Annotated in this window: 11 protein-coding genes; 3 read left to right on the forward strand and 8 right to left on the reverse strand. The window is 54.7% G+C overall.

Features of this window, described 5'->3' with window-relative positions; translation table 11 throughout:
• Positions 1–98: 98 nt before the first annotated feature.
• Positions 99–872 (reverse strand): peptidoglycan editing factor PgeF, encoded by a 774-nt coding sequence (gene pgeF, locus HBA55_RS11600; protein ID WP_166990789.1) that lies wholly within the window; start codon positions 870–872, stop codon positions 99–101.
• Between the two features lie 51 nt (positions 873–923).
• Positions 924–1871 (reverse strand): 23S rRNA pseudouridine(1911/1915/1917) synthase RluD, encoded by a 948-nt coding sequence (gene rluD, locus HBA55_RS11605; RefSeq protein ID WP_166990792.1) that lies wholly within the window; start codon positions 1869–1871, stop codon positions 924–926.
• Between the two features lie 190 nt (positions 1872–2061).
• On the opposite strand from rluD, the gene HBA55_RS11610 reads away from it, so the two are divergent.
• The gene (locus tag HBA55_RS11610) at positions 2062–3033 is read left to right on the forward strand and encodes an outer membrane protein assembly factor BamD (RefSeq protein WP_166990796.1); all 972 of its coding nucleotides are present in this window, start codon (positions 2062–2064) and stop codon (positions 3031–3033) included.
• Between the two features lie 82 nt (positions 3034–3115).
• Here HBA55_RS11610 and HBA55_RS11615 read toward each other — a convergent pair whose 3' ends face one another.
• Complete coding sequence (locus HBA55_RS11615) at positions 3116–4744, reverse strand: NAD+ synthase (RefSeq protein ID WP_166990798.1); 1629 nt, start codon at positions 4742–4744, stop codon at positions 3116–3118.
• Between the two features lie 108 nt (positions 4745–4852).
• On the opposite strand from HBA55_RS11615, the gene HBA55_RS11620 reads away from it, so the two are divergent.
• Positions 4853–6463: a sensor histidine kinase gene (locus tag HBA55_RS11620; RefSeq protein WP_166990801.1), complete on the forward strand. Its 1611-nt coding sequence runs from the start codon at positions 4853–4855 to the stop codon at positions 6461–6463.
• A 5-nt stretch (positions 6464–6468) separates the two neighbouring features.
• Positions 6469–7836, forward strand: a complete 1368-nt coding sequence (locus HBA55_RS11625; protein WP_166990804.1) for a sigma-54-dependent transcriptional regulator — start codon at positions 6469–6471, stop codon at positions 7834–7836.
• A gap of 11 nt (positions 7837–7847) precedes the next feature.
• Here the strand turns inward: HBA55_RS11625 and HBA55_RS37400 are convergent, their stop codons facing one another.
• From HBA55_RS37400 to pilV, 5 genes are read right to left on the reverse strand one after another with little or no spacing between them, the layout of a single operon-like run.
• A complete protein-coding gene (locus HBA55_RS37400; protein ID WP_166990807.1) occupies positions 7848–8279 on the reverse strand; it encodes a type IV pilin protein in 432 nt (143 codons plus the stop codon).
• A 24-nt stretch (positions 8280–8303) separates the two neighbouring features.
• Positions 8304–11849 carry a pilus assembly protein gene (locus HBA55_RS11635; RefSeq protein WP_166990810.1) on the reverse strand — a complete coding sequence of 1182 codons (3546 nt, stop codon included), beginning with the start codon at positions 11847–11849 and terminating at the stop codon, positions 8304–8306.
• A 34-nt stretch (positions 11850–11883) separates the two neighbouring features.
• On the reverse strand, positions 11884–12465 hold the full coding sequence (locus tag HBA55_RS11640; protein ID WP_166990812.1) for a pilus assembly PilX family protein: 582 nt from the start codon (positions 12463–12465) through the stop codon (positions 11884–11886).
• Positions 12466–12473: 8 nt separating this feature from the next.
• The gene (locus HBA55_RS11645; protein WP_166991017.1) at positions 12474–13454 is read right to left on the reverse strand and encodes a PilW family protein; all 981 of its coding nucleotides are present in this window, start codon (positions 13452–13454) and stop codon (positions 12474–12476) included.
• Between the two features lie 2 nt (positions 13455–13456).
• Positions 13457–14056 carry a type IV pilus modification protein PilV gene (gene pilV, locus HBA55_RS11650; protein ID WP_166990814.1) on the reverse strand — a complete coding sequence of 200 codons (600 nt, stop codon included), beginning with the start codon at positions 14054–14056 and terminating at the stop codon, positions 13457–13459.
• Positions 14057–14066: the final 10 nt, after the last annotated feature.

A 14066-nucleotide genomic window follows, 5' to 3' on the forward strand; every position in this document is an offset into this window, starting at 1 on the left:
CAATTGAGTCTGTAGACAATCCATGGCACTGATCTGGGGGCGCTGCTGGGAAAATCAACAGCCGGGGGTGCAGAAATGTAAAACAGGTTTGATTTAGGTCAAATGGGGTCCAGCCAGATAATAGAGGCCATACGACCGGTGCGACCATCACGACGGTAGGAATAGAAGCGGTCGGAGTCCTCAAATGTGCAGTAGTCACCGCCATAAACTTCCGTGACGCCCAGGGCAGCCAGCTCAGCGCGGGCCAATGCACAGAGATCAGCCTGGTACTTCATCGGTTTTTGCAGGCTTGGCCGGAAGGCTGCGCTGACAGCAGCACCGTGATTTTCGTCAATGGCGCTGTCAAAAAACGCCTCCAGCACATCGATGCCCACCTCGAAGTGTTTTTGGCTGATAGCGGGCCCGAGGTAGACCAGGGTGTCTTGGGGCGCTATCTGTAACTGCTCCAGGCTGTCGCGCACGATGCCGGCGGCAAGCCCTCGCCAACCCGCGTGAATTGCCGCCACCCGGGTACCCTCACGGTCACAGACCAATAAAGGCAGGCAGTCGGCGGTCATCACTGTACAGGCCACCCCCGGCTGATCACTCCAGCAGGCATCGGCAGTACGCACCACGCCATCATTGTCAGCTTCCACCAGTTTGGTGCCATGCACCTGCTGTAGCCACTGGGGATGGTCGGGCATGGCAGCAGCCTCGGCCAGACGTGAGCGGTTGATCGCCACCTGATCGGCATCATCCTCAACATGCTGCGCCAGGTTAAGACTATCGAAGGGAGGCTCACTGGCGCCTCCCGATCGGGTGGATATCAGGGCTCGGACGTGGGCAGCTGCCGGCCAGTCCGGCGCAATCCATTGGGGGCGAGAGTTTTCCATGTTCTAGTAAGCTACCGATGTTAACGGTGAGTCAACTTCACCAGACGTTATTCAACCTTTTGCCAGCGTCTCAAGCAACTGTTGCATATCATCAGGCCGGTGCGCCTGCCACTCCATATACTCTCCGGTGGCGGGATGAATCAGGCCCAATTGGGCGGCATGCAGCGCCTGGCGACGAAAGCCCTTCAGTTGCTCCAGCAATTCGGGTGAGGCCTGCTTGGGAATCTTGAAGCGGCCGGCGTAAGTCGAATCACCCACAAGAGGATAACCGATGTGGGCCATATGCACCCGGATCTGGTGGGTCCGACCGGTCTCCAGCTTCAGGCGCACATGGGTGTGATTATCAAAGCGTTGGGTAACCCGATAGTGCGTCACGGCCTCTTTGCCGCCGAAGTCGACCACCGCCATTTTCTGGCGCTGACGGGGATGTCTGCCGATAGCCCCCTCAACGCGACCTCCGCCGGTCATTACTCCCTGAACCACCGCTTCGTATTCGCGGCTGACGCTGCGCTCCTGCAGCTGAGCCACCAGATCGGCGTGGGCCTGCAGGGTTTTGGCCACCACCATCAATCCCGTGGTGTCTTTATCAAGCCGGTGCACAATGCCGGCCCGTGGCACATTGATGAGATCAGGCTGATGATGCAATAAACCGTTGAGCAGGGTACCGCTGCGGTTGCCCGCCGCCGGATGCACCACCAGTCCCTCGGGCTTGTTAATGACCAGGATATGCTCATCTTCAAACACGATGTCGAGAGGGATATCCTCGGCTTCCCAGTCGCCCTGCTCTTCGGGCTCGGCGATCAGGACCAACTCCTCGCCTCCCATCATCTTGTCTTTCGGCTTGGCTTGCTGGCCATTGACCGTCAGATCGGCGGATTTGATCCAGGCCTGCAGGCGGGAACGGGAATAGTCGGGGAACAGTTCGGCGGCCGCGAAGTCTAATCTCGAGCCCATCAGGCTATCGGGGACTACGGCGGTCAATTCTAGGGCTTCTGCCATGGAGTAACTCAATAAATGTCGGCGTTGTCTGGAGTATTCAGCTGTTGGCTTGGGTCTGAGGAGTCTCTGTGGTTAAATACGTGCTTCTCGGCGCAGCCCGGGCCTCTCGGCCAGTCGCTGAACCGCCTAGTTTAAACAAGCTCCCGGGAATAATCATTTAAATATCCCCTGGAATCGACGAGAAGAATTTATGTACGTGCGTCTGTTAATGATCGCCGCCAGCCTGTTTCTGCTGGCCGCCTGCTCCTCGCAAGAGGAACAGGGCCCCTCCTACACCACTGAAAAAGACTTTTACGAGGCTGCACAGCGCCAGCTGAAGAGCCGCCAGTGGGAGCTGGCGATCGAAAACCTGCAGGCCCTGGAGGCCAACTTCCCCTTCGGCACCTATGCGGAACAGGCCCAGCTGGAGCTGATCTACGCCTACTACCGCAACTTTGAACACGAAGCCTCCTCTGCTGCGGCGGATCGTTTTATTCGCCTGCACCCCCAGCACCGCAATGTGGACTACGCCTATTATATGAAGGGGCTGGCTTCCTTCACTGAGGGCAGTGGCATGTTTGAGCGCTTCCTGCCAACGGATTTGACCCAACGGGATCCCGGCTCGGCGCGTCAGTCCTTCGCCTATTTCTCGCAACTGCTGGCCCGCTACCCCAAGAGCCAGTACGCACCGGATGCCCGCAAACGCATGATTTACCTGCGCAACCTGCTGGCCCGCTACGAGATCCATGTCGCCAACTACTACCTCAAGCGCGGCGCTTATGTGGCAGCCGCCAACCGTGGCCGCTATGTGGTCGAGAACTTCCAGCAGACCCCCGCGGTTCCCGATGCGCTGGCGGTGATGGTGCAGAGCTATGACCTGCTGGAGATGAAAGAGCTAGGTGATAACGCTCTAAAGACACTGGCCAGCAATTACCCCAACCACCCCGCACTTGAGAGCGGTGAATTCGATTATCAGTACCGCTCCCGCTTGGGTGAACGCTCCTGGGTCAGCTACGCCACCTTTGGCCTGTTCGACAAGAAAGAGCCCCCCGGCTTTGACAGCCGCGAGCTGTATAACCCCGAGTACCTGAATCGCGACATCAATGATCCAATTGAATCCGATCAGGTAGCCGACAAAGAGCGCTCCTGGCTGAACTGGATTACTTTTGGGCTGGTGGACTAACTCCGAAGTCCAATGTCTCCAAACAAAAAAGGCGGCCTATGGCCGCCTTTTTTATGTTCACCAATGAATACTTGCGGCTGATTCAGTCGCCCAACTTCCAGCCATTGGTAATGGGATAGCGACGATCCCGGCCAAAGCCTCGCTGAGTGATCCGGGGGCCAATGGGCGCCTGACGGCGCTTGTATTCATTGATATCCACCAGACGCAGCACCCGGTGCACCACATCGGCGTCATAGCCCTCCTCGATAATGGCTTTGGCGCTGAAGTCACGCTCCACATACATCTCCAGAATATCGTCCAGAACATCGTATGGAGGCAGACTGTCTTCATCCTTCTGATCCGGCGCCAGCTCCGCCGAGGGCGGCCTTTCGATCACGCTGACCGGGATCACCTCGCCCAGGGTATTGCGGTAGCGGCTGAGCTCAAAAACCAGCACTTTGGGAATGTCCTTAAGCACGTCAAAACCACCGGCCATGTCGCCGTAGAGGGTGGAATAGCCCACCGCCATCTCGCTCTTGTTGCCCGTGGTGAGCACCAGATAGCCCTTCTTATTGGATATTGCCATCAGCAGCACACCCCGGCAGCGGGCCTGCAGGTTCTCTTCCGTTGTGTCGCGGCTGGTGCCTTTAAACTCGTCTTCCAGAGCCGCCATAAAGGCCTCGAACATGGGCTCGATAGAGATCGACTGGTAGCGCACACCCAGCCGCTGAGCTTCGTCAGCGGCATCATTTTTACTCAGGTCCGAGGTATAGCGGAACGGCATCATTACCGCCTCGACCCGCTCCTTGCCCAAGGCGTCCACCGCGATGGCCAGCGTCAGTGCGGAGTCGATCCCCCCGGACAGGCCAAGAACAACACCTTTAAAACCGTTCTTATTGACGTAATCGCGTACACCCACAACCAGGGCCTGGTAAATATTCGCCAGGCGCTCGGGTTCAGGTTCTTTGTCACCTTCAATGATGGTGCACTGGCCATCGGCCACAGAGATTTCCACAGGCATCAGCTGAGACTCATAACATTGAGCCTGGGCCATCACCTCGCCTTCGGCGCTCACCGCCATGGAAGCGCCATCGAACACCAATTCGTCCTGGGCTCCGACCTGATTGACATAGAGAATCGGCATCTGGCCCTCGCGGGCGCGGTCATGCAGCAACTCTCGACGCTCTTCCACCTTACCGATATGGAAGGGCGAGGCATTGAGGTTCAGCATCAGCTGTGCCCCGGCCTGCTTGGCCTGCAGCATGGGCTCCAGCTGCCAGATGTCTTCACAGATGGTGATGGCCGCCTTAATACCCCGTAAACGTACGACACAGGAGCTGTCTCCGGGCAGGAAGTAGCGCATTTCATCAAATACCCGGTAGTTAGGCAGGTGTTGCTTGGCGTATTCGGCAGTGAGTTCACCGTCGTCGATGACGCCCGCCATATTAAACACCCTGCCAGCCACCAACCGCGGGTAGCCAAGAACCACGGCCGCCTGCAGCGAGGCTGAACAGATCCCCTTCAGCGCGCGATTGATACGCACCTCCATACTGGCCCGCAGCAACAGGTCCTCGGGCGGATAACCGGTCAACGTCAGTTCGGGGAACACCACCACGTCGGCGCCATGCTCCAATTCCGCCTGGCGGACGGTCTCAATCACCAGTTCGGTATTGCCCTGGATATCTCCCACCAGAGGGTTTACCTGAGCCATGACAATCTTTAGGGTTGGCATATGTGAACTACTCCAGACTCACCTGCAGGCGCGGCAGGCTGTCATTTACAATGAGACAAAAAACAGGGCGCTATTTTCGGATAAACCAAGGGATTAAGCAAAACAAACATGGTGGAGCAATACGAAGACACGAACTACCCCTTACTGCGCATCTACGCCTACTACCGCACGGGCTTGAGCAGTGTTTTGCTGGCGATGTTCCACTCCCGCATCACCTCCAACATTCTGGGCCACAGCGATCCCGAACTCTTCTCCGCCACCTCGGCAGCCTATACTCTGTTTAGCCTGCTCGCCCTGGTTTCCCTGTGGCGGAAACGCTTTATTCCCACTCATGAACAGATCTTTGTCCTGCTGTTTATCGATATTCTGGCGCTGTTGCTGATGATCCACGCCAGCGAGGGTCTGGACAGCAGCCTGGGCTTTCTGCTGCTGATCACGGCGGCGGTCGGGGGCATTTTCCTCAATACCCAGGTCAGTACCGCCCTGGCGGCCATCTCCACCCTGCTGATACTGGGCGAGAGTCTCTATCGCATCAACTATAGCAACGCCGATCCATCGGTATTATTTGTCGCCGGCACGCTGGGTATCCTGCTGTTCGCCATGTCGCTGACCTTTAACTACCTCAGTACCAAGCTGCGCCTGAGTGCCGCCGAGGCCCAGGTTCAGGCCCAACATGCCGCTCACCTGCAACAGTTGGCCCAGCTGATTATCGAGCGTATGCAGACCGGTGTGGTGGTCAGCAATCCCTCCGGTGAGGTGGAACTCATCAACCGCTCCGCGCGCAAGCTGCTCGACTGGCCCAAGAGCAAAAAGCGGCATTTGCAGGATCTGCCGGAGCTGGCGGACCATGTGCAGCTATGGCAAGCCTACCCCCACACGCGCACGCCCAATCTCAAGATCGGCACCGACGAAGTTCGGCTAAGATTTGCACAATTGGCCCCCGAGGGTGAGGAGCGCTCCGAAGTGCTGACGTTTGTAGAGGACCACCGCGCACTGACCCTGGAGGCGCAGCATTTGAAGCTCGCCTCACTGGGACGCCTGACCGCCAGCATTGCCCACGAAATCCGCAATCCCCTGGGCGCCATCAGCCATGCCGGTCAACTGCTGGCGGAATCTCCGGAGCTCAATCGTGCCGACCGCCGCCTGACGGAGATCATCGAGACCAATGCACAGCGGGTTAACCAGATTATCGAGAACGTATTGCAGCTGTCCCGACGGCGTCCCACCAAACCCGAGCTGCTCAAGCTCAATGAATGGCTTGAGCAGTTTGTTCGTGATTATCTTGAACACTATGTGGACAAACACGGGGGAGAGCCCGTGACCACGCCCCATATCGAGCTTCGATTATCAGAAAAGACGGTATGTGCCCGAATTGACAGCAGCCACCTGAGCCAAGTGCTGACCAATCTGGCCGATAACGGCTTGCGATACAGCGAAAAAACCATTGGTGCCGCCAACATCCAGCTGCACTGTGATACCGATCCCGATTCTGAGCTGCCCTATGTGGAAGTGATTGACGAAGGTGACGGCATTGCCGAAGATAGCCTCGCCCACGTCTTTGAACCCTTTTATACTACCGAAGCCTCGGGCTCTGGCCTGGGCTTGTACCTGTCCAAGGAGATGTGCGAGGCCAACCACGCCAGCCTGCATTACCGCAGAAATGAAGCGGGAAAAAGCTGTTTCCGTATCGACTTTGCCCACCCGGACCGAATATTCTAACCGCCATGAGTGAAGACAAAACCACCGTACTGATTATCGACGACGAACCGGACATCCGCGAGTTGTTGGAAATTACCCTGTCGCGCATGGGTATCGACTGCGACAGCGCCGGCAGTATTGGCAGCGCCCGGGAGCTGCTGTCCAAGCGTGAGTACCATGCCTGCCTGACCGATCTGCGCCTGCCTGACGGCGATGGCATCGAACTGGTGCAATGGGTTCAGAAACAGCTGCCACAGTTGCCAATTGCGGTGTTTACCGCTCACGGCAATATGGACACCGCCATTGCCGCCATGAAGGCCGGCGCCTTCGACTTTATCTCCAAACCGGTGGAGCTGGAGCACCTGCGCTCCCTGATTAATACCGCCCTGTCACTGTCCCGAGCCCGCGAGGCGGCGGCCGACAACAGCCCACCGCTGCGGGGCGATACCGACGGCATCAAGAAACTGCGCAAACAGATTCTCAAGGTCTCCCGCAGCCAGGCGCCGGTGTATATCAGCGGCGAATCCGGCACCGGCAAGGAGCTGGTGGCCAGAGCGATACACTACCAGGGTGGGCGAGCGGAAGGGCCCTTTATCCCCGTCAACTGCGGTGCCATTCCCAAGGAACTGATGGAAAGCGAGTTTTTCGGTCACAAAAAAGGCAGCTTTACCGGCGCCACCGCTGATAAGCAGGGACTGTTTCAGGCAGCCAATGGCGGCACCCTGTTTCTCGATGAAGTTGCGGATCTGCCACTGGATATGCAGGTAAAACTGCTGCGGGCCATCCAGGAAAAAGCCGTGCGGCCCATCGGAGCGGATAAAGAGTTGGCGATTGATGTGAGGGTGCTTAGCGCGACTCATAAAGATCTGGCACAGGAAGTTCAGAAAGAGCGCTTTCGTAACGACCTCTTCTATCGCATCAATGTGATTCAGATTGATATCCCGCCGCTACGCGAGCGCCAGGATGACATCCCTCTGCTGGCTGAGAATTTTCTGGAACGCTTTGCCAGCGAATGCGGCCTGGAGGCACCGGTTCTTTCCAAGGAAGCTCTGGCAGCACTTCGGGAATACAGGTTTCCCGGTAATGTGCGCGAACTGGAGAATATTCTGGAGCGGGCATTTACGCTCTGTGAGGACGATGTGATCAGCTTGGAGGATTTACAATTGAGCGGCGGGAAAACCTCTGCCGCCCCTCAAACACAGGTCTCACACACCACGGATACCGACAGCATTCACTCGCTGGACGAATATCTGGAAGAGATCGAAAAGGAAGTGATCTGCAACACCCTGGAGAAAACCAAGTGGAACCGGACGGCGGCAGCGAAAAAGCTGGGCATCAGCTTTCGGTCTTTTCGCTACCGGTTGAAGAAGCTGGGGCTGGATAGTGAGGATTAGGCTGTTGCCACCTACCAACAATCGGTGACGGTGCCGGTGCCACCTTCTCCCTTGACGCCCAAGTGGGTCAGTGTGAGCGTGCCGCATTCTGCGTCATTCAACTGACTTCCTGTACGAACAGCCTGAACAGTAAAGGTTGTTGCTGTGGCTACACTGAGCGAAACATCGTAAACACCTGTGCCTGAACCCGCTACGCGACTCTCACTATCCACCCCAACCGTAGTGGCAGCGTAACCCAACTGAACCATGGTGCCATAGCGATTGTTATTAACAAAATACTGCTCCTGTCGACCTGCCACTTCCAGCAGCACAGCACGCCCGACAGCTCGATTACTTGCAATCACATAGTCCTGATAAGACGGCACGGCCACCGCCGCCAGAATGGCAACGATGGCAACGACGATCATCAGTTCAATCAGTGTAAAACCCTGGCTTCGATTCATGGGCCGGTGTGTCCTTATGTTAAATCAGTTTAGTTTGTCGACGCCCATTTCACGCCAGTAAATATCCCAGCGGGGCACGCCCGAGGCTTCCACAAAATCACCTCCGGGTGTAAGCACGTGCATGGGTCCAACCGCCACCGGGTCAGATCCGATGCCTTCCACATCCACTTTATATCTGTCTTCGGCGGCATCAGGCACGCCTTCAAAGTTTCCAACAGAAAGATTGAACACAGCGGAGCCATTGGCAAGAGACACCGCATACAGCAGACTTTCGCCAATATTCACCCCGCAGGAATCGCTACTGGAAACTCCCCCTGGCACATAGGTGGTAAACAGAATCTTACCTTCAACAACCACCGGTGAACCCAGATTTTTTTCGGCAGAGCCCGCCTCAAGATTCAGCACCCAACCATTGTCTCTCAAGTTGTCAGTATTACAACCTTCCTCATTTCCCAGAACGCAAGTGCTGGTAATATTCTCGAGATTCGACATGGTAAATGGAGTGCGATCCAAGACGTCAGCATCGCCACTGGTCAGAGCACTATCCTTCAACATAAAGAATTTGTTGTTGGTGGTGGTATCGGACTTCGGGTGAGCCCGGTCGCCTGAGCCCATCACAACGATATCCCAAGCCAAACCTGAATCAGTGGCCGCAACAATATCCGGACGGTGGAAAAACCTCAAGTCGCTACCCAAATTAGCGAAACGTGTGGCAAACCAGTTTTCGCGGTGATCCCCTTCTTCATCAGAGCTTCCCCTTTCTGGCAGATCTATTCGCCAAACGATCCCAGCCGTATCGCCCACGTAAAGACGATCAAAGATTCCATTACCATCCGAATCGTAAGGACTCAGCTCAGACGGAATGGAGTCATGCATGTCTGCATGGTTGTATTCGGTTGCTGAAACTGACTGAGTTGCGTCGCCGTGAGTCACTTTCCAAATCAGCTCGCCGGTTCGTGCGTGGACGATATAAATTGCCGCACCCTCGGGATCGGGAGAGTCTGCAGTAGCAACGTAGTCAATATCGTCTTTACCGACTCTGGAGTCAATTTCACCGTCATCGTTGGTATCCTGCCAGCCGCCATAAAAGCCTCCTGCAAACATTACGACCGGTGTGGCATTGCCATCTTCTGTGTACTGCACCCAACCTACCCTGGGAGTTGAAAAAGTCATACCCAACTCTTCAAACCCGGTCGTTGTGTTATCGATCTTCCACAACATGGTTGGAGGATCATCCGGATTCGACACGTCAAGCGCATAATATGATTTGCCGCCTCTACGCAAACCAAAGTAAATGTAGGCTTTGTCACAGTGATCCCCGGTGACTCCGAATCCGCTTTCAAGTACCTGTGTGTCATCACAGGCCCCCTGCTCGTCACTACGGTGATCAATATTGCCGTCTCCATTATTGTCGATCACAAATGCAGTCGCCTGACCGTCAACACCGTATGGGTGGACGTCTGGTTCGGAAAGCCCCCTGCGTAAGGTATACACATTATCCAACAACTCCCGAGGCATAAATGACCAAGCCTCGACACCCATTTGGTCACCCGCCCCAGTTTCCGCGACATAGGGAGTAGACTCCGGCGCGTCGGTCCCTTCCTGGGTATTTTTGAACTGGTGCATAAATCCGTCATTCGTGCCCATAAAGATTCGAATGTCCGGGTTGTCCTCTTTGTCATACTCACGAAGTGTGTCTGCACCTGGTGTCGTATTTCGAGAACCATAGTTGATAGCCAGGGGCCGAGAATGCAAAACATCCGCTAATACCCAGTCGCGGTAATCATTTCCCGCATCTTCCACATCATAACCACGCAGCCACAACAGGTTGTCCAACGCGGCATCATCACCGTTGTCTTCATCCGGCAAATTCATCAACGCCTTGAGCGGCGCGAGGAGTTCCAGATCCGCTGCGGATCCCAGATCATAGTCAGCGCGCAGATTATCTAATGCTGTGCCACCTGACACGAACGGATCAAAGGTAGCGGGTTCCAAATAAATTTGGCGTGCTCCAGAGTCAGAATTACTGTCTCCGGGATCTGCACCGTCACGCACTCCTGTAATTTTATGGCCCGCTCCTCCACGAGTGACGGAGCGACCGTCCTTACTCGCATCAGGCTCTTCGTCTGCGCGATCAGGATTTACATCGCGCAGCAGATTTGGATCTGTCCAATAACTCAGCGCCCCGACCGCAACACGGCCATCTTCTACACTGATCGCACGACTGCCATTAACATCGACAACCGCCAGATCGGTTTCGGTGGTGGTGGAACCATCGTCATTAATGATGGTTTCCGTAATTTCGGCAATACGAAATTTTTTCAGGTTTCCTGGCCAGGATGGTCCGGCATTTTCATCAACCTCAAAGATCGCCATATAGACGTCGCCCTGAATATCAGAGCGGTTGAATACGTTAACCGGTACCGATGAGGCCACCAGGGTACTTGAGCGAACTGCAATATTGCGAAATACGTCCAGAAGCGCCTTGGCGACCTGCGCAGGGCTATCCCAATCAATCAAAGGTGTACCTGCAGCGCTAACCGCTTTGGTAACGTCGTTGGATGTTGGGCCATCAGAGAAGAAGTAAAAGGTCACGTTCTGGTCGTCATCGACATCTGTATTGACGTCTTCGTTGGTCATCCAAGACACAACATCAGCGAGCGCTGTTGCATTGGTTTTGCCCGTGAAATAGCCAGAAACATCGGCCATGTCAGCTTCTATAGCATCGTCTGAATCGGCGTCCTGGTTGGTTACCCCTTCAAACAGAGTGATTGCATAGGTGGGGGAGCAGGCATTATTTTGGTCGGAGTCATAGGGTGATACATAGTTATCACCGCTTTCAATAGAGGTATCCCAAGCGACTTCGGTAGTTTTATTGCCATCACCGTCCCGATTATCATCACTGTCCAGATTTTCGCGACCCGTGGAGGTCCCGTAATCACTATAACCATTGTGGCCATTATAAACACCACCGCCATTGAGATAACGATAGAGCTCAAAATAGGCCTCTTTGGCCTGAAAGGTATGCGCTCCTGATCCTCCAGACGGTGTACGCACTTTTCCGAGCTTATCCAATAACGTACTGCTGGACACATCTGTAAAACCGTTAAGGATATAGGCGCCGTTACTGCAATCCTCTCGGTCGGGTCCCTCGCAACGGTTATCCGCGTCATGATTGATCATTAAACCGACGTCAAATCCCTCGAGCTGCGAAAACAACCATCGCAATATCGCCCGCAGGATATCCAGTTCGCTCAGCGCGGTACCGTCAGGAATAGCTGTGATCCCATCGCTCTGCAACAAAAAATCCGACAATAAAGGATCAGTAGCTTCCAAACCGTCGTTCATGTTGTCACGACAGGTATCATTTAAACTCGAGCAGAAAGAGCTTCCCAGGTTAGCGCGATAATCCAGAATCAACATTACCTTGGGCTGGGCAATATCGGTATCACCTGCTGCCAAGCCAGCATTCATATAGATTTCGGTATCGTCACCAAGCATCAAACTCGGCATGCTTAAACATGCCCCTAACGCGGTGGAAATAAGCGTTTTTCTGAAGACTTTTTTCATATCATCACCTCTGCCTGCCTCATCGCTTTCCGCATTAAGGACCCGTTGTTACGGGAATTTGCATCTGACTATCATCGGTTGTTCCCAAACCACTGGACTGCGAACTATTGGGTATCCTGACTCCAATACCTTGAGATACCTCAGTTCTTCCACCGCGACTATCAGAGTCATCGTAGAGAACATGGAGATCAAAATAGGCTGCACCATAAGCCTGTCCGCTGGCATTGGCCAGACTGGCCCGAGGCACTTGCGTTGTCTCGTAGTAGAACTCACTTCGGTAACTCAGGCTGTCTGCTGAGTCTACCAACGCAGCCACACTACTGTTGCTGACCGCCAGATTGGCGGAGGTATCACAATCCTGATCGCTGTTTCCGCTGTTACAACGCAGATATCCCACTGTTGTAACCCGGAAAGTGTCGGATTCATCACCCAGTAAATCTACCACCGCCTGAGCCCTTTGCATCGCGTCCTTGCTGGCCTGCTCATTGGCCGCCATATGCACTTCCAACCGTGTGGAATCCATACTCGTAACCGAAATAAAAACGATCAGGGTCATAAATACCAGGGCAATGATCAGCGCCACGCCGCTCTGTTTGGAAGGGGGGGCTCCACGCATAGGGCACCTCATAGATTGTATGGATTACGCAGTGATACCGTAGTGCTGTATACCCTGCGTAAAAAATTGTCGTCGGCAGGTCCATCTGTGACACTGCCCAGATTGTAGGTTTTGTCGTTGGTATAGTTACGTACCGGATTGACTGAACGAATCAATACATAAATCCGTGCCGATACCACGTCGTCAACGTCGGTCGGCGTTGCGGTGTATTGATTGGGAACACCGTCGGAGTCCGAATCAATGCCGTATTCGATCTGAAGATTTTCCACACCCTCAACCAGGCATCCGCCTGTATCCAGCCCCATTGTGCCATTGGCCAGTAAGACCACTCGGCAAAGCGTAGGGATCCCATCTCCCACCGTGGTTGAGTAATTGCGAATAAAAAAGATGGTGGGGAAATACTGCCAGGCATCCACACCGGAACCGGCCGTTTGATCGGCAACCGGGAAGTTGGCACTGGTGCCCTTGACAAAGGACAGGTCATTACCCTGGTTGCTGGATTTCAAATACACGAAATTGGTGTTTAATGTGGCTGGCGACTGAACGGTACCATCCTCCAGACTGGGTTCATCGGCAACACGCTTTACCACCAACACATCAGTTCCAGCCACCTGCTCATCAGCGGCCACACAACCGTTATAAAGTGTTACATCACCTGCTATGTCGTTGTTGTGTTCAATATGGTCACTAATATTCAGAGCCCAATCGTCACCACACTGGTCGATATCGGTAATGGCGGTCGTCGCTGACTGATCCACGTTGACATAACGACCAAAGAAGCCTGCCATCGCCATTTCCCGGGATAACAGCTGCATGGCAAAACGGCCATTCTCCTGAATGCGGGACATTTCGTCATCCTGAGAATAGTTATTACCGCTTTCCACAAACAGGGCTATGACTCCGCCAGCCATCAACAAACCCAAAGTCATGGCTACCAATAGCTCGACCAGGGTAAAGCCGTTTTGCGATTTTGAGTGTCTAGCATCCATGATCAAAGCTCCTTGATATAGGAGGAAAATGTCAGCACTTGCCGATACACGTCGTCATCGCCTTCGCCCTCGCCATCGTAGAGCCCCGTCCCTTCGCCGCAAGTGGACAACCCAGGGTTACTCATTTCCTGAAATCCCCGCCAGGCAATCGCGACGGTAACGAATCGACTGTTATTGGTGACGCAAACACTGGGGCGCTGCAGCCCCCCCGTCTCTACGGGGTCCCCTCCTTCAGTTTGGACTCGGGTTTCCGCCGCACCTTCCAGATCCGCCATCCATTGCGCCTGATCGTATAACGCTAATTGAATGTTGGTACATTCGTCTGTCAGGCAGCTGTAATCTACAGTGGGTGCATCTGTCTCATCACGCCAAGTCAATACATAGCTATCCAGTGCCGCCGGATTAGAACGCATACGCTCAATCAGATCCCGAGCCAGATTGGCGGCCATGGTGCGCTGCACCGCTTCGTGCCCCATACGCTTGGAGGACAGCTGCATGGCGATGGAACCCAATACGCCAACGGCCACCACCAAAACCGCAATCATGACCTCAATCAGGCCGACTCCGCGCTGGTTAGAAGAGGAGGAAGATAAGTTTTTCATAGGAATCTGC

The sequence above is a fragment of the Pseudomaricurvus alkylphenolicus genome, from assembly GCF_011683955.1.
GTDB lineage: Bacteria > Pseudomonadota > Gammaproteobacteria > Pseudomonadales > Cellvibrionaceae > Pseudomaricurvus > Pseudomaricurvus alkylphenolicus.

Coding starts and splice junctions, on each gene's coding strand:
- pgeF (WP_166990789.1), bottom strand. CDS start 872: ATGGAAAACTCTCGCCCCCAATGGATTGCGCCGGACTGGCCGGCAGCT.
- rluD (WP_166990792.1), bottom strand. CDS start 1,871: ATGGCAGAAGCCCTAGAATTGACCGCCGTAGTCCCCGATAGCCTGATG.
- HBA55_RS11610 (WP_166990796.1), top strand. CDS start 2,062: ATGTACGTGCGTCTGTTAATGATCGCCGCCAGCCTGTTTCTGCTGGCC.
- HBA55_RS11615 (WP_166990798.1), bottom strand. CDS start 4,744: ATGCCAACCCTAAAGATTGTCATGGCTCAGGTAAACCCTCTGGTGGGA.
- HBA55_RS11620 (WP_166990801.1), top strand. CDS start 4,853: ATGGTGGAGCAATACGAAGACACGAACTACCCCTTACTGCGCATCTAC.
- HBA55_RS11625 (WP_166990804.1), top strand. CDS start 6,469: ATGAGTGAAGACAAAACCACCGTACTGATTATCGACGACGAACCGGAC.
- HBA55_RS37400 (WP_166990807.1), bottom strand. CDS start 8,279: ATGAATCGAAGCCAGGGTTTTACACTGATTGAACTGATGATCGTCGTT.
- HBA55_RS11635 (WP_166990810.1), bottom strand. CDS start 11,849: ATGAAAAAAGTCTTCAGAAAAACGCTTATTTCCACCGCGTTAGGGGCA.
- HBA55_RS11640 (WP_166990812.1), bottom strand. CDS start 12,465: ATGCGTGGAGCCCCCCCTTCCAAACAGAGCGGCGTGGCGCTGATCATT.
- HBA55_RS11645 (WP_166991017.1), bottom strand. CDS start 13,454: ATGGATGCTAGACACTCAAAATCGCAAAACGGCTTTACCCTGGTCGAG.
- pilV (WP_166990814.1), bottom strand. CDS start 14,056: ATGAAAAACTTATCTTCCTCCTCTTCTAACCAGCGCGGAGTCGGCCTG.